The organism is Methylobrevis pamukkalensis, assembly GCF_001720135.1.
In the GTDB taxonomy this organism is placed as follows: domain Bacteria; phylum Pseudomonadota; class Alphaproteobacteria; order Rhizobiales; family Pleomorphomonadaceae; genus Methylobrevis; species Methylobrevis pamukkalensis.
Genome location: NZ_MCRJ01000013.1, coordinates 1 through 20,868, shown reverse-complemented (window position 1 = coordinate 20,868; position 20,868 = coordinate 1). Strand labels below are relative to the sequence as shown.

At 69.9% G+C, this 20,868-nt stretch carries 21 protein-coding genes and 1 pseudogene; 14 read left to right on the top strand and 8 right to left on the bottom strand.

Translation table 11 applies throughout. The features are described 5' to 3' along the window. The first annotated feature begins 13 nt into the window (after positions 1 to 13). The 10 genes from moxG (at position 14) to A6302_RS03680 (ending at position 9,018) form a co-directional block, all read left to right on the top strand. The gene (gene moxG / locus A6302_RS03725; protein WP_069305914.1) at positions 14 to 550 is read left to right on the top strand and encodes a cytochrome c(L), periplasmic; all 537 of its coding nucleotides are present in this window, start codon (positions 14 to 16) and stop codon (positions 548 to 550) included. A gap of 157 nt (positions 551 to 707) precedes the next feature. Next, positions 708 to 1,001, top strand: a complete 294-nt coding sequence (locus tag A6302_RS03720) for a methanol dehydrogenase [cytochrome c] subunit (RefSeq protein ID WP_069305913.1) — start codon at positions 708 to 710, stop codon at positions 999 to 1,001. 296 nt (positions 1,002 to 1,297) lie between these two features. After that, positions 1,298 to 2,377, top strand: a complete 1,080-nt coding sequence (locus A6302_RS03715) for an AAA family ATPase (RefSeq protein WP_083255487.1) — start codon at positions 1,298 to 1,300, stop codon at positions 2,375 to 2,377. A 2-nt stretch (positions 2,378 to 2,379) separates the two neighbouring features. Further along, positions 2,380 to 3,315 carry a DUF58 domain-containing protein gene (locus A6302_RS03710; protein ID WP_083255486.1) on the top strand — a complete coding sequence of 312 codons (936 nt, stop codon included), beginning with the start codon at positions 2,380 to 2,382 and terminating at the stop codon, positions 3,313 to 3,315. Beyond that, positions 3,312 to 4,301: a hypothetical protein gene (locus tag A6302_RS03705; protein ID WP_083255485.1), complete on the top strand. Its 990-nt coding sequence runs from the start codon at positions 3,312 to 3,314 to the stop codon at positions 4,299 to 4,301. Before A6302_RS03710 ends, A6302_RS03705 begins: the two co-directional genes overlap by 4 nt. Next, a complete protein-coding gene (locus tag A6302_RS03700) occupies positions 4,298 to 5,338 on the top strand; it encodes a vWA domain-containing protein (RefSeq protein WP_069305912.1) in 1,041 nt (346 codons plus the stop codon). Before A6302_RS03705 ends, A6302_RS03700 begins: the two co-directional genes overlap by 4 nt. Continuing rightward, positions 5,335 to 5,967, top strand: a complete 633-nt coding sequence (locus A6302_RS03695) for a hypothetical protein (RefSeq protein WP_083255484.1) — start codon at positions 5,335 to 5,337, stop codon at positions 5,965 to 5,967. Before A6302_RS03700 ends, A6302_RS03695 begins: the two co-directional genes overlap by 4 nt. Then, complete coding sequence (locus A6302_RS25590) at positions 5,964 to 7,526, top strand: SRPBCC family protein (RefSeq protein ID WP_141703393.1); 1,563 nt, start codon at positions 5,964 to 5,966, stop codon at positions 7,524 to 7,526. The genes A6302_RS03695 and A6302_RS25590 overlap by 4 nt, the downstream gene beginning before the upstream one ends. Then, a complete protein-coding gene (locus tag A6302_RS03685) occupies positions 7,523 to 8,542 on the top strand; it encodes a Vgb family protein (RefSeq protein ID WP_069305910.1) in 1,020 nt (339 codons plus the stop codon). Before A6302_RS25590 ends, A6302_RS03685 begins: the two co-directional genes overlap by 4 nt. Then, positions 8,539 to 9,018 (top strand): c-type cytochrome, encoded by a 480-nt coding sequence (locus A6302_RS03680; RefSeq protein ID WP_083255483.1) that lies wholly within the window; start codon positions 8,539 to 8,541, stop codon positions 9,016 to 9,018. The genes A6302_RS03685 and A6302_RS03680 overlap by 4 nt, the downstream gene beginning before the upstream one ends. A gap of 31 nt (positions 9,019 to 9,049) precedes the next feature. Here A6302_RS03680 and A6302_RS03675 read toward each other — a convergent pair. The 5 genes and pseudogenes from A6302_RS03675 to A6302_RS03665 form a co-directional block, all read right to left on the bottom strand. Continuing rightward, positions 9,050 to 9,876, bottom strand: a pseudogene (locus tag A6302_RS03675) (transglutaminase-like domain-containing protein). Positions 9,877 to 10,209: 333 nt separating this feature from the next. After that, entirely contained in the window at positions 10,210 to 10,356 is a 147-nt protein-coding gene (locus A6302_RS24055) for a hypothetical protein (protein ID WP_245293899.1), read from the bottom strand. An 18-nt stretch (positions 10,357 to 10,374) separates the two neighbouring features. After that, the gene (locus tag A6302_RS21000; RefSeq protein WP_245293898.1) at positions 10,375 to 10,692 is read right to left on the bottom strand and encodes a hypothetical protein; all 318 of its coding nucleotides are present in this window, start codon (positions 10,690 to 10,692) and stop codon (positions 10,375 to 10,377) included. Further along, complete coding sequence (locus A6302_RS03670) at positions 10,689 to 10,952, bottom strand: hypothetical protein (protein ID WP_069305909.1); 264 nt, start codon at positions 10,950 to 10,952, stop codon at positions 10,689 to 10,691. The genes A6302_RS21000 and A6302_RS03670 overlap by 4 nt, the downstream gene beginning before the upstream one ends. A gap of 454 nt (positions 10,953 to 11,406) precedes the next feature. Continuing rightward, positions 11,407 to 12,078, bottom strand: a complete 672-nt coding sequence (locus A6302_RS03665) for a GntR family transcriptional regulator (RefSeq protein WP_069305908.1) — start codon at positions 12,076 to 12,078, stop codon at positions 11,407 to 11,409. Positions 12,079 to 12,403: 325 nt separating this feature from the next. On the opposite strand from A6302_RS03665, the gene A6302_RS03660 reads away from it, so the two are divergent. The 4 genes from A6302_RS03660 (at position 12,404) to A6302_RS03645 (ending at position 17,755) form a co-directional block, all read left to right on the top strand. Continuing rightward, a complete protein-coding gene (locus A6302_RS03660; RefSeq protein ID WP_069305907.1) occupies positions 12,404 to 14,032 on the top strand; it encodes an ABC transporter substrate-binding protein in 1,629 nt (542 codons plus the stop codon). A 101-nt stretch (positions 14,033 to 14,133) separates the two neighbouring features. After that, positions 14,134 to 15,147 carry an ABC transporter permease gene (locus tag A6302_RS03655; RefSeq protein ID WP_069305906.1) on the top strand — a complete coding sequence of 338 codons (1,014 nt, stop codon included), beginning with the start codon at positions 14,134 to 14,136 and terminating at the stop codon, positions 15,145 to 15,147. Continuing rightward, the gene (locus tag A6302_RS03650) at positions 15,144 to 16,028 is read left to right on the top strand and encodes an ABC transporter permease (protein ID WP_069305905.1); all 885 of its coding nucleotides are present in this window, start codon (positions 15,144 to 15,146) and stop codon (positions 16,026 to 16,028) included. The genes A6302_RS03655 and A6302_RS03650 overlap by 4 nt, the downstream gene beginning before the upstream one ends. A gap of 11 nt (positions 16,029 to 16,039) precedes the next feature. Further along, complete coding sequence (locus A6302_RS03645) at positions 16,040 to 17,755, top strand: dipeptide ABC transporter ATP-binding protein (protein ID WP_069305904.1); 1,716 nt, start codon at positions 16,040 to 16,042, stop codon at positions 17,753 to 17,755. Positions 17,756 to 17,840: 85 nt separating this feature from the next. Here A6302_RS03645 and A6302_RS03640 read toward each other — a convergent pair whose 3' ends face one another. The 3 genes from A6302_RS03640 to A6302_RS03630 form a co-directional block, all read right to left on the bottom strand. Continuing rightward, positions 17,841 to 18,839: a sensor histidine kinase gene (locus tag A6302_RS03640; protein WP_069305903.1), complete on the bottom strand. Its 999-nt coding sequence runs from the start codon at positions 18,837 to 18,839 to the stop codon at positions 17,841 to 17,843. Between the two features lie 11 nt (positions 18,840 to 18,850). Further along, positions 18,851 to 19,621 carry a DUF421 domain-containing protein gene (locus A6302_RS24050; RefSeq protein WP_245293897.1) on the bottom strand — a complete coding sequence of 257 codons (771 nt, stop codon included), beginning with the start codon at positions 19,619 to 19,621 and terminating at the stop codon, positions 18,851 to 18,853. 87 nt (positions 19,622 to 19,708) lie between these two features. After that, a complete protein-coding gene (locus tag A6302_RS03630) occupies positions 19,709 to 20,734 on the bottom strand; it encodes a YihY/virulence factor BrkB family protein (protein ID WP_083255482.1) in 1,026 nt (341 codons plus the stop codon). Between the last annotated feature and the right edge of the window lie 134 nt (positions 20,735 to 20,868).

Below are 20,868 nucleotides of genomic sequence, written 5' to 3'. Positions count from 1 at the left end.
GGACAGAGCCGACATGTCATTCCGGAGGGTGAAGCCTCTTCTCCTGTGTCTTGCGGGTCTCGCGCTGGCGGGCACCGCCGGCGCCCAGATCCCGCTCTTCAACGTGGTCACCGGCGAGCCGCTCGACCTCAGCTACGCCCTCGAGGAGGGGCGCGACACCGAGGCGGTGAAGACGTTCCTCGAGACGGGCGTCAACATCTACAACGAGAACCCGGAGACCCTGAAGAAGGGCGAGGAGGTCTTCCTGACGGCCTGCTCGGGCTGCCACGGTCACCATGCGGAAGGCAAGATCGGGCCGGGCCTCAACGACGACTACTGGACCTATCCCGGCAACGACACCGACGCCGGCCTGTTCCGGACAGTCTTCGGCGGGGCGCAGGGCCAGATGGGGCCGCAATACGGCCATCTGACCCTCGACGACATGCTGCTGTCGATGAGCTGGGTCCGGCACATCTACACCGGCGATCCGGCGACCGCGACCTGGCTGACCCCCGAGCAGCAGGCGACGTTCAAGCCCTATCCCAAGACGACGCCCGAACCGGAGGAGTGATCCTTCGCGACGGCGCAGCGGCGGCGGCCCTCATCGGCCGCCGGCGGCGGCAGGGTCCTCGGGTGGCGCGGGACCTCTGCCTTCGAACGGGCGCCACCTTTGAACGCCGGGCGCAAAGCACCGGCCGAAACACCGAACGAACTGGGGAGAGAACCACATGAAGATCCTGCTCGTCGCCGCCTCCGCCGCGCTGCTCGGCCTTGCCTCCGTCGGCGCCGCCTCCGCCTATGACGGCACCAACTGCCGGGCGCCCGGCAACTGCTGGGAGCCGAAGCCCGGCTACCCCGACCAGGTCGCCGGCTCGAAATACGACCCGCAGCACGACCCGATGGAGCTCAACAAGCAGTCGGAATCGATCAGCGGCATGGAAGCGCGCAACGCCCAGCGCGTCGCGCATTTCAAGAAGACCGGCGAGTTCGTCTACGACGTGAAGAAGATCCCGGCCGAGTGACGGCCCGGCCGGGCCGGGGCGACGTTCCCCCGACCCGGCCATCGGCACCCTTTGCCCTTCCGGCAAGGTCCCCGCAGTCCGGAGCCCTCACCCGGATTGCCCCTGGGGGACTTTCGCCGCTGGCCCGGAGGCGAGACGCGAGGCCACGGTCACCATCCGTGCCTTTCGACATCTCCCTGGATCACCGAAACGCCCGACCGACGGTCCGTCGTCTCGCCTCCGCGGTCCCTGTTCAGACGCCGGCACCAGCGCATCGCCAGGGCGCGCCGCCGAACCGCGATGGATCGATCCGGACAATGTCCCATTCGCTGACACGGCCCCAGTCTTCCGATCCTGCGGTCCCTGACCTCGCTGCCGAGGACCTCGCGGACTGGCACGCCCGCGCCCTTGCCTTCGAGGCCGCCGTCGGGTCGGCCGTGATCGGCCAGTCGCGCGCGATCCGCCTTCTGACGCTCGCCGTCTTTTGCCGCGGCCATGTCCTGCTCGAAGGCGACGTCGGCGTCGGCAAGACCACCCTGCTGCGCGCCGTCGCCCGGGCGATCGGCGGTCCCTACGAGCGGATCGAGGGCACGATCGACCTGATGCCGACGGATGTGGTCTATGCCGCCTACATCGGCGCGGACGGCCGGCCGCGGGTCGACCCCGGCCCGATCCTGCGCCACGGCGCCGACCTGGCCGTCTTCTTCTTCAATGAGATCAACCGGGCACGGCCGCAGGTCCATTCGCTGCTGCTGCGGGCGATGGCCGAGCGCAGCCTGACCGCCTTCCAGGCCGAGCACGCCTTTCCCCATCTCCAGGTGTTCGCCGACCGCAACAAGGTCGAGCGCGAGGAGACCTTCGAACTGCCCGCTGCCGCCCGTGACCGCTTCTTCATGGAGATCGCGATCGACGCGCCGGCCGATCCGGAACTGCGGCGCCGGCTCGCCTTCGACACCCGCTATCACGACGCCGACGCGCTGGTGGCCGCCGTCTCCGAGGCGGTGCTCGACTTCCGCCAGCTCGGCGGCGTCGCGGCGGCGATCCAGTCCGCCGTCCACGCCGGGCCGGAGATCGAGGCCTATGTCTTCGCCCTGTGGGAGACCCTGAAGGCGCCGCATCTCCACGGCATCGACCTTGCCGGCATTGCCGTGGAGCGGCTGGTGCAGGGCGGGGCCAGTCCGCGCGGCGTCTCGGCGCTGGTGCGCGCCGCCCGCGCCAATGCCTGGATCGAGGGCCGCGACTTCGTGGCCCCCGACGACGTCGCCGCCGTGTTCGCCCCGGTCATGTCGCACCGCGTGTTCCTGACGCCGGCCTATGAGGCCCGGCGCGAGGCGATCGTGCCGGCCTTCATCGATGCGGTCTTCGCCAAGATCCCGACGCCGCGCCGGGGAGGCTGACCATGGCCGCCGCGCGTGCGTCCGACACAGGGACCGACACCGATCGCTCTTCCGGCGCCGACATCGGCACCGACGACCTCGACGCCTTCGCCGAGATCGCCTTTGCGGCGCGCGGCTCGCTCACCGGCGTGCGGCCGGGCCGGCACCGCAGCCGGGCGCTCGGCGCCGGCGGTGTGTTCGCCGGTCTCGCCCCCCTGATCGCCGATCCGGACCCGCGCCGCATCGATCTTCGGGCGTCCTTGCGCGATCCGTTCGGCACGCTCTGGGTCCGCCGGCATCGCCGCACGGTCGATGCCGAGGTGGTGGTGATCCTCGACGTGTCGGCCTCGATGGGCTTTTGCGGCACGGCCTCCCGGCCGGATCTCGCCCGCACGCTGGTCGGCGGTCTCGCCCATGCCGCTGCCCGCTCGGCCGACCGCTTCGGCCTGATCCTCGCTGGCGAGCAGGTGGAGCCGGATCCGTTGATGCCGCCGACCCGCCGCCGCGGTCTCGGCCCGCAGGCCGCCGGCCTCGTCGCGGCGACCGGAACCCATGGCGTCGGCGCGGCCGGGCTGATCGAGGCCGCCGACCTGCTGCCGCGCCGCCGCGCGGTGGTGGTGCTCGTCTCCGACTTCACCTTCGAGGAGGAGGTGCTGGAGGACCTGCTGGGCCGTCTTGCGATCCACGACGTGCGACCGGTGGTGCTGCGCGACAGCGCCCTCGACCGGCCGGATCCTGCCTTCGGTCTCGTCGATCTTCAGGATCTCGAGACCGGACACCGCCGCCTCGTGCTGATGCGGCCCGCTCTTGCCGCCCGCTGGCAGGCCGAGGCGGACGACCGCCGGCGGCGGCTTGCCGACATCCTTGCCGTCCACGGTCTCGAACCGATCGAGATCGTCGACCAGATCGATCCCGTGGCGCTTTTCGAAGCGCTCGGGGCGGGGGGAGGGGCACCGTGACCGGTGACGACCGGCATCGCCGCCCGGAAGCGGCCGCCTCTCCCTCCTGCCATTCCATTCTGCGCCGCACCCGCAAGGCCGTGCGGCTGCTCGCCCTGGCGTCCGGTCTCCTTGCCGCGCTGCCGGTCTCGGCGGCCGAGCCGACCGTCCGGCTGGAGGGCCCGCGCGCCTATGGCTGGTGGATCGGCGACCTGCTGCCGCTGGTGGCGACGGTCGAGGTCGACGCCGGCCTCTCGCTCGACCCCGCCTCCCTGCCGCGGGTGCGGGCGGTCGACTACTGGCTGGACCTGCGCCGCCTCGACGTCACCGAGGAAGCTGCGCCGGAGGGGCGGCGGCGCTACCGGCTCGCCCTCGACTACCAGACTTTCTATGCGCCGCTCGAACCCAAGGCGATGACGATCCCGCCGGTGGTGCTGCGCTTTTCCGGCGAGGCCGGAGTCGCCGAGGTTCGGGTGCCCGGCTTCACCTTCGTCACCGCCCCGATCCGCGAGATCATGGCGCCGACCGTGCCGGAGGCGATGCAGCCGCTGCGCCCGCTCGGGGTGATCGACACCCGGCCGTCACAGGTGGTGGCGGCCGCGGGGGCAAGTCTCGCGTTGCTCGCCCTTGCCGGCCTTGCCTGGCATCACAGCCTCGGCCCCTTCCGCCGCCGGCCGCGCCCCTTTGCCCGGGCGCTGCGCGAGGTGCGCCGCAGCCTTGCCCGCGGTAGCGACGCCGCCGCCCTGCGGGCCGCGCACCTCGCCCTGCACCGCGCCTTCGATTCCGCATCCGCCCGCACGCTGCTCGCCGGCGACCTCGACCGGTTTCTGGCCACCCATCCGGCCTATGTCGCGGCCGAAGACGGAATCCGGGACTTCTATGCCGCCTCGCGCCGGCTGTTCTTCGGCCGCGGCCTGCCGGACGGCGGTGGACGCGACCCTGCCGGCACCGACCTCGTGGACCTCGCCCGGCATCTCGCCGCGATCGAGCGGGGAGGGGCCCGATGAGCTTCGAGCGACCGCTGCTGCTCCTGCTGCTGGTCCTCTGTCTCGTCCCGCTGCTGCTGCGGGCCGAGCGCCGCTCCCCCCATCCAGCCCTCGGCGTCCTGCCCGCCGATCCGCTGTCGCGCCTCGTCACGCTCGCCCTGCGGCTGGCCGCGATCCTGCTGTTTGCGGCGCTCGCCCTGGCGCTCGCCGGGCCTCATCTCGGCGGCGGCACGGTGGCCCGCGAAGGGGTCGGCGCCAACATCGTCCTCCTGTTCGACCGCTCGTCGAGCATGAACGACAGCTTTGCCGGCCGCGCGCCGGACGGCGACGAGGAATCGAAGTCGGCCGTCGCCCGCCGGCTGCTGCGCGACTTCGTCGACCGCCGCCCCCATGACCGCATCGGCGTGGCGGCGTTTTCCACCTCGCCGATGGCGGTGATGCCGATGACCGACCATCTCGACGCGGTGCGCGGCGCGGTCGACGCCATCGACCTGCCGGGTCTCGCCCACACCGACGTCGGCAGCGGCCTGGCCATGGCGCTGACCCTGTTTGCCGACGAGGCGGACCTGAAGTCGCGGGCGCTGATCCTCGTCTCCGACGGCGCCGCCGTGGTCGAGCGCAAGGTCCAGGACCTGCTGCGCACCATGGTCAAGCGCGATCCGGTCAATCTCTACTGGCTGTTCATCCGCACCCGCGGCAGTCCCGGCCTGTTCGAGGCGCCGGGCAAGGCCTCCGAGGACACGCCCCACGCCCGGCCGGAGCGTCATCTCCACATCTTCCTGCAGAGCCTCGGCATTCCCTACCGGGCGCTGGAGGCGGAAAGCCCCGAGGCGATCGGCCGGGCGATCGCCGAGATCGACCGGCTGGAGACCCGGCCGATCACCTATCTGGAACAGCTGCCGCGCCGCGATCTGGCGCCGTGGTTCTACCGCTTCGCCGCCGTGCTGGGCCTCGTCCTGCTCGCCGCCATCCTCGCCGAACGCACGCTGGTACCGGGCGGCGCGCCGCTTGCCCCCGTGGGCCGGCCGGGAGTGCGCCGGCCGGGAGGCGGACGATGAGCGCGCCCGCTTCGACCCTGCCGGTCCGGATCGCGACGGCGAAGCGCCGCGCCGGTGGCCGGCTGGCCGCATTCGCCCGCGACCCGCTGACCCCGCTCCTCGTCCTGCTTGCGCTCGCCGGCCTGGCAGCGGCCGCCGTTGCCGGCTGGCAGGTGCTCGCCGGCAAGCGGACGAATGCGGTGATCCGGGACCTGGCCGCCGGGCGGGACATTGCCGTTCCCATGGACGCGCCGGCCGAACTGCTGCTGGCGCGCGGCGACTTCCTCGTCCGCTATGACCGGGTCGATGCGGCGGAGGGGCTGATCGAGCCGATGACCCGCGCCGGCCGCCCCGATCTCCTTGCCGACCTCTGGTACACGATCGGCCACGGCCGGATGCTCACCGCCTTCGAGGGCGTGGCCGACCAGGACGTCGACGCGGCGACGCCGCAGGTGCGGATCGCCAAGGAGGCCTATCGCCGCGCGCTCGCCCTCGAACCGCAGGCCTATGACGCCAAGGTCAACCTCGACCTCGCCATGCGGCTCGTGCGCGATTTTCCCTCGTCCGAGGCGGAAGGGTCGGAGGATCCGGAGGCGCAGCCGAAGAACCTCTGGACCGACCTGCCCGGCCTGCCGCGGGGGTTGCCGTGAGACGCCGGATCACCTTGCGCGCCGTGCTGGTCGCCCTCGTGGTGACGGCGGCGCTCGTCGCCTCCTTCCGCCCCTCGGTCCTGCGCGAGGGCCGGGTCCACGACCTGATGTTCGTGGTCGACATCACCGGCAGCATGAACGCCCGCGACTACGAGGCCGGCGGCCGCCCGGAGAGCCGGCTGGACCGGGTCAAGGCCGCCCTGCCGGAGGCCTTGCGGCGGCTGCCCTGCGGCTCGCGCGCAGGCCTGTCGATCTTCACCGAGCGGCGCAGCTTCGTGCTCTTCCTGCCGGTGGAGGTCTGCGAGAATTATGCGCCCGTCGCCGCGGCGATCGGGCTGCTCGACTGGCGGATGGCCTGGGAGGGCGACAGCCGCGTCGCCGACGGGCTGTTCCATGCACTGGAAACCGCGAAGGGCCGCGGCTACGACGTCGTCTTCCTCACCGACGGACAGGAGGCGCCGCCGCTCCCCTGGACCGGCGGGCCGGCCTTTGACGGCGAGGCCGGCGCGGTCAAGGGCCTCGTCGTCGGCGTCGGCGGCAGCGCGCCGATCCAGATCCCGAAATTCGACGATCTCGGCCGCGAGACCGGCTTCTGGGGTGTCGACGACGTGCCGCACGAATCCCGCGTCGGCCCGCCGCCGCCGGGCGCGGAAAACCGCCCCGGCTGGCACCCGCGCAACAACCCCTACGGCGAGGTTCTCGTCGGCACCGAGCATCTCACCGAACTGCGCGCCGACTATCTGCGCGATCTCTCGGCCGCCCTCGACCTCGGCTTCGTCCGGCTCGAGACGGGGACGGATCTCGCCCGGGCCATCGCCGAGACCCTGCCCGGCCGCCGCCTGCCGAGCCTTGCGGATCTTGCCCCCCTCGCCGGCGCGGTCGCCCTCGCCCTCGCGCTCGCCGCCTTCCTGCTGCCGGCCCTTCGCCGGGGCGCGCACCGCCGCGCCGGCCCGCAGCACATCTCCCGGATCGACATGACGAAAGGTACAAAGATGCGTTCACGATACATGCCGGTCTCCCGGAATGCCGCCACCCTCCTCGCCGCCGCCGCGTTGGCCGCCTGCCTGTCGGCCGGCGATGCCGCGGCCCATGGCCCGACGCCGCAGAAGGTGGAGGAAGCGATCGAGGTCGGCGCGCCCTGCGAACTCGTCTGGTCGACGCTGCTCGACTTCGGCGCGATCGCCAAGTGGTATCCGGGCCTTGCCAAGGTCGAGGCCGAAGGCGCCTCCGAGCGCGGCGCCACCCGCGTGATCACGCTGGAAAACGGCGAGACCTTCACCGAACGGCTTGACGAGGTCGACCGGGTCGGCCAGGCGCTGACCTACCGTCTTGCCAAGGAAAACCTCAAGGCGCTGCCGGTGAGCTTCTACACCGCGCGCATGGCGGTGACGCGCGAGGGGCCGCAGGGGAAATCCTGCAAGGTCGAATGGTCCGGCAGGCTCTATCGCGGCGACACCACCAACGAGCCGCCGCCCGAACTGAGCGACGAAGCCGCCGTGACCGCGATGAGCAGCTTCTTCCGCACCGGGCTGGAGGGCCTGAAGAAGGCCGTGGAATGAGGCGCCGGGCCGCGGCGCTCGCCGGTCTCTGCCTGCTTGCCGCGAGCCTCCAGGCGCCAGGCCCCTCACTCGCGGCGGGCGAGGACATCGGCGAAATTCTTGTCGTCTCGCAGGGCGCGGCGACATTGACGCGGCTGCCCGCAGACGGGTCGCCCCGCCTGCTGGCGCTCGCCCGCGCGCCGGCGGGCATCGCCGTCGATGCCGCGGGCCGCGTCGCGGCCGTGTCGCACCCGGAACTCGGGCAGGTCTCGCTGATCGATCTTGGCGAGGACACGGTTTCGGACGGGCTCGACATCGGCGGCCAGCCCTTCGGCATCGCCTTCACGGAGGAGGGTCGGCTGCTCGTCACCGACTGGAGCCGCGATCTCCTCGTCCGTCTGGACCCGGCGACCGGCGAGGCCGAGGAGCTCGCCGTCGGCACGGCGCCCTCGGCGGTCGTGGTCGATGCGGCGCGCGGGATCGCCTACACCGTCGACCGCGAGAGCGACCGGGTGAGCCGGGTCGATCTGGCGGGTTTTTCGGTGACGGGAACGGCCGGCGTCGGCCGCGCGCCTTTCGCGGCGGCGCTGTCGGCGGACGGGGCGTGGCTCCATGTCGCCAACGTCCAGAGCGGCGACGTCAGCATCGTCGACACGGCGTCGATGACGGAGGTGGCGCGGGTGGCGATCGGCGGCATGCCTTACGGCGTCGCGGTCGATCCGGCCACCGGCCTCGTGCTGGTGACCGATCAGGAGGGCGGACGGCTGGTGATGGTCGACCCGCAGGCGCGGCGCGTCCGCGGCGAGGTCAGGGTGGGGGACTATCCGGAGGCCGTGGCGGTGACCGGGGACGGTCGCGCCCATGTCGCCAACTGGTTTTCGGACACGGTCGCAACGGTGGATCTCGCCACGCTGAAGGTCGAGAGCACCGAGGTTGCGGCCGGTCCGCGGATGCTCGCCGTGCTGCGGGGCGCGGCGGGGCGGGCTGCAACGAACGGGTGGACTGCAACGGACAAGGGCAGGGGGAATGGGCAATGAACGGATGGAAGACAAGGGCCGCGGCGGGGCTTGCGGCATGGTTCGCGATGGTGGGGGCGGGCGTCCCGGTCGGGGCCGGTCCGGCCGAGACGGCGGAGGCGGACACGCCGCCGGTCGTCGCCGAGCGCCAGCAGCTGATGGTGCGGCTGATCAAGGCGACCAAGGTGCCGCGGGCGATGGTGAAGGGCGAGCGCGACCATGATCCGGCGGCGGTGCGCGCGGCGATGGCCGAGGTGATCACGGCGGCAGCGGCCCTGCCGGGCCTGTTTCCCGAAGGGTCGGGGGAGGGGAGCCACGCCCTGCCGACGGTCTGGGACACCCGTGCCGACTTCGACGCACGGCTGGCCCAGATCGAGCCCCATGCGGCGGCGCTGGCCTTTGCGGCCGACGCCGGTCCGGACGCGCTGGCGTCGGCCTTTGCCGAATATATCGCCGTCTGCGACGGCTGCCACGCGGTCTACCGCAAGCCGGAGTGAGCGGGCCCTGCCTGCGCAAGGCCCGTCCGCATCACGGCGTGACGACCTCGTCGACCGACGACACCTCGTAGGTCCACACCCGGAACGACTTCAGGGTGTGCGGGCCGAAGGAGTTGATCAGCGGGATGTCGGTCGCGTCGCGGCCGCGCGCGACCACAATCCGGCCGATCCGCGGCTTGTTGTTGCGCGGGTCGAAGGTCCGCCAGGCGCCGTCGAGATAGACCTCCATCCAGGCGCTGAAGTCCATCGGATCGACCACAGGCACGCCGATGTCGCCGAGATGGCCGTTCACGTAGCGGGCCGGAATGTTGAGGCAGCGGCAGAGCGTCACCGCCAGATGCGCATAGTCTCGGCAGACGCGACGCGCTCGTGGAAGGCTTCAAAGGCGGTGCGGGTCGAGCGCGCCTGCATGTAGTCGAACTTGATGTGGCCGTTGACGAAATCGCAGATCGCCTGGACGCGGCCCCAGCCCGGCGGCGTGTTGCCGAACATGTCCCAGGCCGTCTGGCTGAGCCGGTCGGTCTCGCAGTAGCGGCTGCCCATCAGATAGACGAGGCAATCGTCCGGCAGCTCGGCCACGGGCACTTCGCGCGCGTCCGGCACGATCTCGTCGAGCTTGCCGTCGTCCTCGATCGTGGCGTCGCCCCAGATCATCAGGTCGCCGGCCGGCGCGACAAGCCGCCGGCAGCGGTTGCCGAACATGTCGCGGTAGGTGGTCGTCGGAACGTCCGGCATCGTGAACACGGTTTCCGGTGTCCGCAGGTCGGCAGCACGGTCGTCGTGGACGGCCAGCAGGCAGACCAGGGCGGTGGGCTGCGGGCAGGTCAGCGTGATCTCATAACCATAGCGGATCAGCATGGGTCTCGTTCTGCCGGACATCGGCGGCGGTCAGCGTGACGGAAACGGTGAGCCGTCGAAACGACTTGCCCGCGGGGGATCATAGACAGGCGTGTGCACTGCGTCAAAAGTCGAGGCGTCTCGTGGGTGCCGCAATTTCGGGCGCCGCCCGGGGCCAACTGCCCCGATTGCGGGCCATGCGCCGACGGGTTGCGGACGCCGGCATCCGCAGACGGACGACACGACTTGCCCTCGACAACGTCGCAACCGGCGCGGTGTTCCATCGGGGCGAGGCCGACACAGACGTGCCGCCCGGCCGGTGGGCGCGGGCGGCACGGATATCGTGTCAGGCGGTCAGCCCGGGCGGGACTTGCCCTTGTTGCCCGGCGCCACCGAGGCGGCCTTGACCTGGCTGCCGAAGGAGGTGTCAGCCTTTGGAGCTGCCTTTTCCTGCTTTGGCTTTTTCAGTTCGCGGTTGCTGCGTTTCTGTCCCTTGGCCATGTCCGAACGTCCTTTCGATCAGATGCGTGCCGTCACCGTCAGCGGGGGCGCGGGCAGCCTCGAGGCTTTCCTGCGTCGCGACGCGCTCGTGGCGTTCGTCGTCGTTGCGGATGCGATACTGGGGCGAGTCGCCGCGCGGCGGCAGCGTGGCGGTGATGTGGAAGCGCCGGCGAACTGGGAGGGATGGCCGAAGCCGCCCTTGAGCCGGACGGCCTGGCCCACCGCGAACAGATGGGTGGAACTCTGGCTCTGCACCTGGCGCACGGGGCGCTGCCGGAAGACCGACGGGGTGGAGGAGACGGCGATGGAAAGGGGGGCCGTGACGGTGGCTGTCATGGTGTGGGGTGGTCCTTTTCGAGAAGGCTCGCGAGCTGGGAGGGCTGGATCGGCACCATCTGCTGCGACGAGCCGGGCGTTCCGATCGAGGGCAGGAACAGGAAGGATCCGACCCGGTGCCATGCGATCTGGGAGAGGCCGTCGATCGATTCCTCGTCGTGGTCGACCCGGTAATCTCCGGCTGGCTGGGGCGTGTCGAAGCCCGGCAGCAGGAAGGGGGACGAGAAGGAGGCGACGGTCTGGACGGTGCGGGTGGTCATCTGCGGACGCTCATCGGAGATACTCCGCAGGAGCGTCGTGAGACACGTCCCGCAACCAGTTCCATCCGAACCGGAAGATCGCGCCGGCTGCCAGTACATCCGTGGTCAGCGCGGTCGATCGTTCCGGGTTCGAATGTAGCGACATGCGCGCCTGATCGCTCCGACCGGGTCCGATCATCGCCGCTGCCAGTACATCCGTGGTCAGCGGGATCATCGGTCCGATATCGGATACGGCGACACGTGCGCCGGATCGGCGCATGTCATTCGCTATCGAGAATTCGGTGGTGAGTGGCGGGTCTCTGACACCGCAAAAGCCAAACGGCCAAATCAACGAGTTCCGTATATGCGCCCGGATCGGGTTTCATACAAGGCGCAGGCGCATTTTATTTTGATTTTATTTCAGTGCGGCCGCGCAAGACATGGCGGCCGCGTGCTGCGCTTGTCCAGAACGGCCTCACGCGGCCGACGACGACCTTGCGACCTGCTCGAAGGCATCCTCGACGAGGCTGACGTGATGCAGCATCGCGGCGTGGGCGGCCGCGGCATTGCCGGCAAGGATCGCCTCGACGATCACGTCGTGCTCGGCAAAGGACAGCGGCAGCCGGCCCGGCGCCCGGAACTGGGCGTTGCGGAAGGGCGCCAGCCGGCGGCGCAGGCCGGCCGCAAAGTCCGACAGCACCGGATTGTGGGCGCCGGCATAGATCTGGAGATGCAGGCTGATGTTGGCGGCGGCATAGGCGGTCTGGTCGCCGGCCTCGACGAGGTCGCGGGTCGACTGGTGCAGCGCCTGCAGGCGGCGGCGCTCCACCGGGTTCATGCCGAGCGCGCAGAGCCGCGCGCAGGTGGCCTCGATCTCGGCCATCGCCACGAACAGCGTTTCGAGGTCCCTGGAGGTCACCTCGGCCACCACCGCGCCGCGGCGCGGGCGCACGTCGATCAGCCCGGTCGTCTTCAACTGCCGGATCGCCTCGCGCACCGGCGTGCGGGAGGTGCCGTAGCGCTCGGCGAGCATGTGCTCGTCGAGCCGGCTGCCCGGCGGCAGCGTGCCGTCGATGATCGAGTCGGCGATCTCCCCGGCAAGAATGTCGGCCCGGGTCATCGAGCCGGCGGAGGGCGTGTCGCGCATGATGTCGAGGCGTGTCCCTGGTCGCTCGCGGTCCCGCGCGCCGGCACAGGCCGGATGCCGCGAGGACCATCGGCCAGATCATGCACAGATTCTCGGCTGCATACAGGCTGAACTTTCAGCAGCGATGACATCTATTTATGCATGCAGTTGGAGAAAATTGCATGCAAGATTGCGGTCAAGGATGCACGGACATCCGGCCTTACCCATCGTTCCCGAGATCTGTTCGCGCCGGCCTCCCGGGCGTCTTCACGCTCGCCGGACCCGGCTGCGACCGCCACGCGCCGGCCTGTCGCCGGACATATCCAGAAGAGGGGGTGCCACGCCCATGAACCGCCGCGAGTTCCTGAAGACCACCACCGCCACCGCGCTGGGCGCCGCCGCCGGCGTTGCCGCGCCCGCCTTCATCAACAAGGCCCAGGCGCAGTCGCGCGCCGAGACGCTGCTGATCGTCTCCGAGAGCGGCCCGAACAACATCGACATCCACGGGGTCGGCACCAACGTGCCCGGCTACGAGGTGTCGTGGAACACCAACGCCCGCCTGCTCAGCCACGGCATGAAGACGGACGAGACCGGCAAGCAGCTCTACGACCGCGACGCGATCATCCCGGAACTCGCCGAGGACATGACCGTCGGCGACATGTCGGCGACCTTCAAGCTGCGGAAAGACGCCACCTTCCACGACGGCACGCCGGTGACGGCCAGGGACGTGAAGTGGTCGCTCGACCGCGCCGTCAGCGTCGGCGGCTTCCCGACCTTCCAGATGAAGGCCGGCTCGCTGGAAAAGCCCGAGCAGTTCGTGGTCCTCGACGACCACACCGTCCGCGTCGATTTCCTGCGCAAGGACCGGCTGACGATCCCGGATCTCGCCGTGATCGTGCCCTGCGTGATCAATTCGGAACTCGTGAAGTCGAAGGCGACGGCCGAAGATCCCTGGGGCCTCGACTACACCAAGGTCAACGGCGCCGGCGCCGGCGCCTACAAGGTGGTGAAGTGGACCGCCGGCACCGAGGTGGTCTACGAGCGCAACGAGGACTGGAAGCTCGGCCCGATGCCGAAGGTCAAGCGCATCGTCTGGCGCATGGTGCCGTCGGCCGGCAACCGCCGGGCGCTGCTGGAGCGCGGCGACGCGGACATCTCCTACGACCTGCCGAACAAGGATTTCGTGGAGCTGAAGGACGCCGGCAAGCTGAACATCGTCTCGACGCCCTATTCGAACGGCGTCCAGTATCTCGGCATGAACGTCACGAAGCCGCCCTTCGACAATCCGCTGGTGCGCCAGGCCGTCGCCTGCGCGGTGCCCTACCAGAAGATCATGGACGCGGTGCTGTTCGGCCTCGCCAAGCCGATGTTCGGTGCCGCCCCCGGCACGCCGACGGAAGCGAAGTGGCCGCAGGCGACCACCTTCAGCACCGATCTGGAGAAGGCGAAAGCGCTGCTGACCGAGGCCGGCTATCCCGACGGCTTCGAGACGACCCTCTCCTTCGACCTCGGCTTTGCCGGCGTCAACGAGCCGCTCTGCGTACTCGTGCAGGAAAGCCTCGCCAAGGTCGGCATCCGCACCACGATCAACAAGATCCCGGGCGCGAACTGGCGGACCGAGCTCAACAAGAAGGAGCTCCCGCTCTACACCAACGTGTTCTCGGGCTGGCTCGACTATCCGGAATACTTCTTCTTCTGGTGCTACCACGGCAACAATTCCGTGTTCAACACCATGAGCTACCAGTCGCCGACCATGGACGGCTTCATCGACGGCGCCCGCGCGGCGGCGGCCGCCGGCGACACGGCGGCCTACGAGGCCGACTGCAAGGGCTTCGTCGACCTTGCCTTCAAGGACGTGCCGCGCATCCCGCTCTACCAGCCCTACGTCAACGTCGCGATGCAGAAGAACGTGTCGGGCTACCAGTACTGGTTCCACCGCCGGCTCGACTACCGCGCCCTCGTCAAGGAGGCGTGACCCGGCGGGCGGGCCGCCCGATCGGTGGTCCGCCCCTTCGCGACCATGAGACCGCCGGACCGTCCGCGGCCCGGCTTCCCTCCTTCACCGGGAGCAGCCCCATGCTCGGCAAGATCCTGAAACGGCTCGGGACCGTGGTTCCCAGCCTGATCGGCGTGGTCATCGTCACCTTCCTCCTCACCCGGGTGATGCCCGGCGATCCGGCCGCCTATTTCGCCGGCCCCGCCGCCACCCCGGAGGCGATCGAGGAGATCCGCCGCAGCCTCGGTCTCGACCGGCCGCTGCTCGAGCAGTTCCTCGCCTATGTCGTGGATCTTGCGCAGGGCGACCTCGGCACCTCGCTCACCACCGGCCTGCCGGTGATGCACGAGATCACCACCCGCCTGCCGGCCTCGGCGGAGCTGACCCTGCTCGGCCTGATCGTCTCGATGGCGATCGCCCTGCCGCTCGGCGTGCTGGCGGCGGTCAGGCAGGGCTCGTGGATCGACCATCTGTCGCGGGTGATCGCGACGGCCGGCGTGTCGCTGCCGGTGTTCTTCACCGGCCTGCTGCTGGTCTACGTCTTCTACTTCATCCTCGGCTGGGCGCCGGCGCCGATGGGGCGGCTCGACTTCTTCTTCTCCGATCCCGAGCGCGTCACCGGCTTCTTCCTGATCGACAGCCTGCTGATGGGCGACCTGGAGCTGTTCCGCGCCGCCTTTTCCCAGATCTGGCTGCCGGCGCTCACCCTCGGCATCTTCTCGCTGGCGCCGATCACCCGCATGACCCGCGCCTCGATGCTGGCGGTGCTCGCCTCCGACTTCGTGCGCACCGCGCGGGCGAACGGCCTGCCGCCGGGGAAGGTCGTGATCACCTACGCCTTCCGCAACGCGCTGCTGCCGATCATCACCACGCTCGGCATGGTGTTCTCCTTCCTGCTCGGCGCCAACGTGCTGGTGGAGAAGGTCTTCGCCTGGCCCGGCATCGGCTCCTACGCGGTCGAGGCATTGATCGCCTCCGACTTCGCCCCGGTGCAGGGTTTCGTCCTCGCCATGGCGATCCTCTACGTCCTGCTCAACCTGCTGATCGACATTCTCTACGGCGTCATCGACCCGCGCGTGAGGATCGAAGCATGACCGCGACCCCCACCTCCCTGCCTGCCGAAAAGGCCGCCACCGGCCTGCTCGCCCACGCCCGCCACATCGTCACCGAGAACCCGGTGACGGGCCTCTCCTTCGGCCTGTTCATCCTGTTCCTGCTCGCCGGCCTCGTCGGACCTCACGTCGTGCCCTACGATCCGCTGGCGAGCGACACCGCGGCGGCGCTGGCCCCGCCGAGCGCCGCCCACTGGTTCGGCACCGACCAGCTCGGCCGCGACATCTTCAGCCGCGTCGTCGTCGCGACCCGGCTCGACATGACGATCGCCATCGCCTCGGTCGCGCTCGTCTTCGTCGTCGGCGGCCTCGCGGGCCTTGCCGCCGGCTATTTCGGCGGCTGGACCGACCAGGTGGTCGGCCGCATCTGCGACACGATCATGGCCTTCCCGCTGTTCGTGCTGGCCATGGGCATCGTCGCGGCGCTCGGCAACACGGTGACCAACATCGTGCTCGCCACCGCGATCGTGAACTTCCCGCTCTATGCCCGCGTCGCCAGGGCCGAGGCCAACGTGCGCCGCGACGCCGGCTTCGTGCAGGCGGCCCGGCTCTGCGGCAACGGCGAATGGCGCATCCTGCTCGGCCAGATCATGCCCAACACCCTGCCGATCATGATGGTGCAGGTGTCGCTGACCATGGGCTACGCCATCCTCAACGCCGCGGGCCTCTCCTTCATCGGCCTCGGCGTGCGTCCGCCGACCCCCGAATGGGGGATCATGGTGGCGGAGGGCGCCGCCTTCATCGTTTCGGGCGAATGGTGGATCGCCTTCTTCCCCGGCGTGACGCTGATGCTCGCCGTGTTCTGCTTCAACCTGCTCGGCGACGGTCTGCGCGATCTCGTCGACCCGCAGCGCCGCACGTGAGGGAGGCCGCGATGAACGTCCACACCAACCATCCCCCGGTGCCGCTGCTGGAGGTGCGGGGCCTCACCGTCGAGTTCGCGACACGGCGCGGCACGGTCCGCGCGGTCGAGCAGGTCGATCTCGACGTCGCCAAGGGCGAGACGCTGGCGATCGTCGGCGAATCCGGCTCGGGCAAGTCGGTCACCTCCTACACGGTGATGCGCATCCTCGACCGCGCCGGCCGCATCGCCGAGGGCAGCATGACCTTCTCCGGCGTCGACCTCGTCGCGGCGAGCGAGAAGCAGGTGCGGGCGCTGCGCGGCCGCGAGATGTCGATGATCTTCCAGAATCCGCGGGCCGCGCTCAATCCGATCCGCACCGTCGGCCGGCAGATCGAGGACGTGCTGAAGGAACACGCGCTCGCCGGCTCGGCGGATGCCAAGGAAAAGGCGATCGCGGCGCTGACCGAGGTGCGGATCGCAAGGCCCGAGGAGCGCTACGACGCCTATCCCTTCGAATTGTCGGGCGGCATGTGCCAGCGCATCGTCATCGCGCTGGCGCTCGCCTGCCGGCCGCAGCTGCTGATCGCCGATGAACCCACCACCGGCCTCGACGTCACCACCCAGAAGGCGGTGATGGACCTCGTGATGGAGCTGACCCGCGCGCGCGGCATGTCGACCCTCCTGATCACCCACGATCTCGGCCTTGCCGCCGCCTATTGCGACCGGGTGATGGTGATGGAAAAGGGCCGGGTGGTGGAGACGGCGCTTGCCGGAACGATCTTCAAGGCACCGAGCCACGCCTACACACGCAAGCTGATGCGGGCGACGCCGCGCGGCGGCGTGACCTTGCGCGACTTGCTGCCCGAAGGCAGCGACCTGACCCCGCCCGAGCCCAGGCCCGCGGCCGCGACCGACGGGACGCCGCTGCTGACCGTGACGAGCCTCGTCAAGGAATACCCGAAGAAGGGCGTCGGCCTGACGCTGGCCAGGCTCATGGGTCGCGGCACGGACGAGGATCTGACGCCCTTCCGTGCCGTCGACGGCATCTCGTTTGCCGTCGGACGCGGCGAGAGCCTCGGCCTCGTCGGCGAATCCGGCTGCGGCAAGTCGACCACCTCGATGATGGTCAACCGCCTCACCGACCGTACCTCCGGCAGCCTGGTCTTCGACGGCATCGACATCGGCGCGATCCCGGCGCGGCAGTTCGCCCGCTCGCCGCTGCGCCGCCGCATCCAGATGGTGTTCCAGGACCCGACCGACAGTCTCAACCCGCGATTCCAGGTCGGCCGCGCCATCGCCGACCCGATCCTGCGCATGGGCACGCCGATGAACGGCGCGGCGCTGAAGGCGCGGGTCGAGGAACTCGCCCGCCTCGTCGGCTTCCCCGAACACCTGCTCGACCGATTCCCGCACCAGCTCTCCGGCGGCCAGAAGGCCCGCGTCGGCATCGCCCGGGCGATCGCCCTCGACCCGGATCTCGTCATTCTCGACGAACCGACGGCCGCCCTCGACGTCTCGGTGCAGGCGGTGGTGCTGAACCTGCTGCAGGATCTCAAGATCAAGCTCGGCATGAGCTACATCTTCGTCAGCCATGACCTGGAGGTGGTGCGGCTGCTGTGCGACCGGGTGGTCGTGATGCGCGCCGGGCGGATCGTCGAGCAGGGGATGACGCGCGAGGTCCTGTCGAACCCGCAGGACCCCTACACCCGCGAACTCCTGTCCTCGATCCCGCATCCGCCGGTGTGACAGGCGTCTGTGACGGGCCCGTCTGAGCGGAAAGGTGGCGGCCGGGCGCACCGCCTCCCTGTCACTCACCCTGTCACTCACCCTGTCACTGGGCCAGCCGTTCGCCGTTCATGGTCAGCGTCACGATGATGCCGTCGGCGGACCAGTCGGTCTTGATCGATCCGCCAAGCTGGCCGGTGACGCTCCTGTTGAGGAGCTTGCTGCCGTAGCCCGCTGCGCCGGTGTCGACGACGGGAGGCCCGCCCCGTTCGGTCCACACGACGCAGACCTCCTCGTCGGAGGAGTTTCCGGTGATGTCCAGCATGCCGGACGTCGCCGACAGGGCCCCGTATTTCAGCGAATTCGTCGCAAGCTCGTGGACCACCAGCGCCAGCGTCGTCGCCGACTGCTCGCCGATGCCCATCCGGGGCACGGCGACGCGGACGCGCCCGCTGAACGCGCCGGTGTCGTCATAGGGCGCCAGCAGCACGGCGATCAGGTCGCCGAGAAGGGCGGCGCGGCCCTGGTTGCCGGCGAGGGGGCGGACGAGGTCGTGGGCGCGGCCGAGCGCCCTCAGGCGCAGGGTGAGTTCCTGCGCCATGTCCTCGACGGTCTCGGCCGAGCGCGAGGTGAGCGAGGTGAGGCCGGCGGCGATCGCCAGCAGGTTCTTCACCCGGTGGCTCATCTCGCCGGCAAGGAGTTCATGACCCTCCTCGGCCTGCTTGCGCCCGGTGACATCGAGGAACACGCCGGACATCCGGCCCTCGTGCAGCCCCTCGTCGTTTCCGAGCCCGCGCGCGGAGATCCAGCGGATTTCCTGGCCGACGAGGATCCGGAAGTCGATCTCGTAGGCCCCGACCAGCGCCCGGGTGGCATTGAACGCCGCGCGTACCCGGTCCCGGTCCGCGGGGTGGATGCGCGAGGAGAGATCCTCGAAGATGACCTTCTCGCTTGGCGGCAGCCCCCACAGCTTGAAGGCCTGCTCGTCCATCGCAAAGGCGTCGGTCTGGACGGTCCACGACCAGAGCGCGACACCGGCCGCGTGCAGGGCGCGCTTCAGGCTGCTGATGTGCCAAAGGGGATGACTCTCGTCGCGAAATGGCATGGAACCCACCCTCATGTGCTTCTTCGAGCAGAGACCGGCCGAGCGTAGCCGGTGGTTCCCGCGAATCTTTCGTGTCCTGCGGCGACGGGCAGAGGACACTGGGGCCAAGAGTGACGCGTTGGCGTCTCCGGAGCAACTGCGGATTGATGACGTCGACCGGACCTTGCCGGACGGACGGTGGCGGGAGCCCCAGGCACGAAAAGGAGGGCGGCCGGACGAGAGCCCGGCGTCTTCCTCGCGATCGCCCGCGAGGACACGGACGTCGTGGCATCTCGAGATGCGAGAGCCCGGGCGGCGCCCCTATCCGCGCAGGGACACGCTGAGACTGCGTCGCTCTCCAGGATGAGTGCGTCCACATCGGCGATGTCGTGACCGCCGTTCGAGCGGATGGCACTCAGGATTTCGGGGCGGGTGATCCGCTCGCGGCGCATCGCCGCCTCGCAGAAAAGGCCGTCCCTGGCCAGCAGCGTCGGCTCCGAGCGGACCGCCGCCGCGAAGGTGGCCGAACGCACCGACGTGTAGGTGACGGCATATTGCGCCAGGATCAGCAGCGCCAGCGCGGCCGCGCCCTCCGCCAGCGCGACGGACTCCTGCAGGACGATCGCCGAAAGCGTCGAGCCGAGCGCGACCGTGACGACCAGATCGAAGGCATTCAGCTTGGCCAGCGTGCGCTTGCCGGAGATCCGCAGGAAGATCACCAGCGTCACATAGGCGAGCAGGCCGACGATGATCGTCCGGATGATCCCTTCCCAGTCCTGGAAGAACATTGCGCTCCAGTCCATGTGGTCCCCCGTTCATTGCTTCGGAGCCCGCCGGGGCCGATCGTCTTCGGTCTTCGGTCTTCGGTCTTCGGTCTTCGGTCCCGGACGTCAGGGCGTGCCGTGGGACGCATCCCCGAGCGTGTCGGCCATGGTCGCGCCGCGCTGGCCCATGGGGCGCGGCGCGCCGGTCGTCGTGTCCCGCGCGGTCTGGTGTTCCATCTCGGCGTTGATCTCCGCCCCGACGATGACGATCAGGACCGAGATCCAGATCCACAGCATCATGCCGATCACCGCGCCCAGCGATCCGTAGGTCGCGTTGTAGTCGGCGAAATTCTGCAGGTAATAGGAAAACCCGGCCGAGGCCGCGACCCAGACGAGGGTGGCGAGCCCGCCGCCCCAGGTGATCCAGCGCCATTTCGCCCGCTCGCGGCTCGGCCCGAAGCGGTAGAGGACCGAGATGCCGGTCCCGACGGCGAGGAGCAGCATCGGCCAGCGCAGCAGGTCGACGATGGTCTCGGAGAAGTCGCCGACCTGCAGCAGCGCCAGCATCGCCGGCACGATGCCCACGGCGACGATCATCAGGATGCCGATGGCCATCGCGCCCAGCGTGAACGAGAAGGCGAGCAGGTTGACGTGGATGAACGAGCGCTTCTCGCGTTCCTCGTAGGCGATGTTGAGCGCCTCGAACAGCGTCTTGACCCCGTTGTTCGCGCTCCAGAAGGCGGTGGCGAAGGCCAGCAGGAAGCCGAAGCTGAGCGCTTCGCGGTCCTGGTCGGCGAGGCTCTGGAGCTGGCTCCGGATCATGTCCACGCCGCCGCCGGGCATCAGGCCGCCGAGAAACGCCACGTGGTCGGCCACCGTCGTCGGGTCCGCGACCAAGCCGTAGATCGACACGAAGGCGGCGAGCGCGGGAAACAGCGACAGCAGCAGGTAGAAGGCGCTGCCGGCGGCAACGAGCGTGATCCGGTCTTCCGACGCCTGCTGCCACACCCGCCACAGGATGTCCTTCCACCCGGCCGCCGGGATCTGCGACGGCCGGCTGGCATCCCGCCCGCGCCCGTCGGCCCGTCTGGCCGCAAGGCCGCCGGCGTCGTCGCGGCTGGCGTCATCGTGGTTGCTGGTCTCGTCCGACATGTCGCCCCCTGTGGCATTGCTCTGAATGCCAAGCGGGAGGCGCGCGATTTGTTCCCTCGGCCAGGGAGCGGGGGCCGGAGCTTCGGACCGGAGAAGCCGCCGATCGATCGCGCTCCCGCGCGGCGCGACCCTGG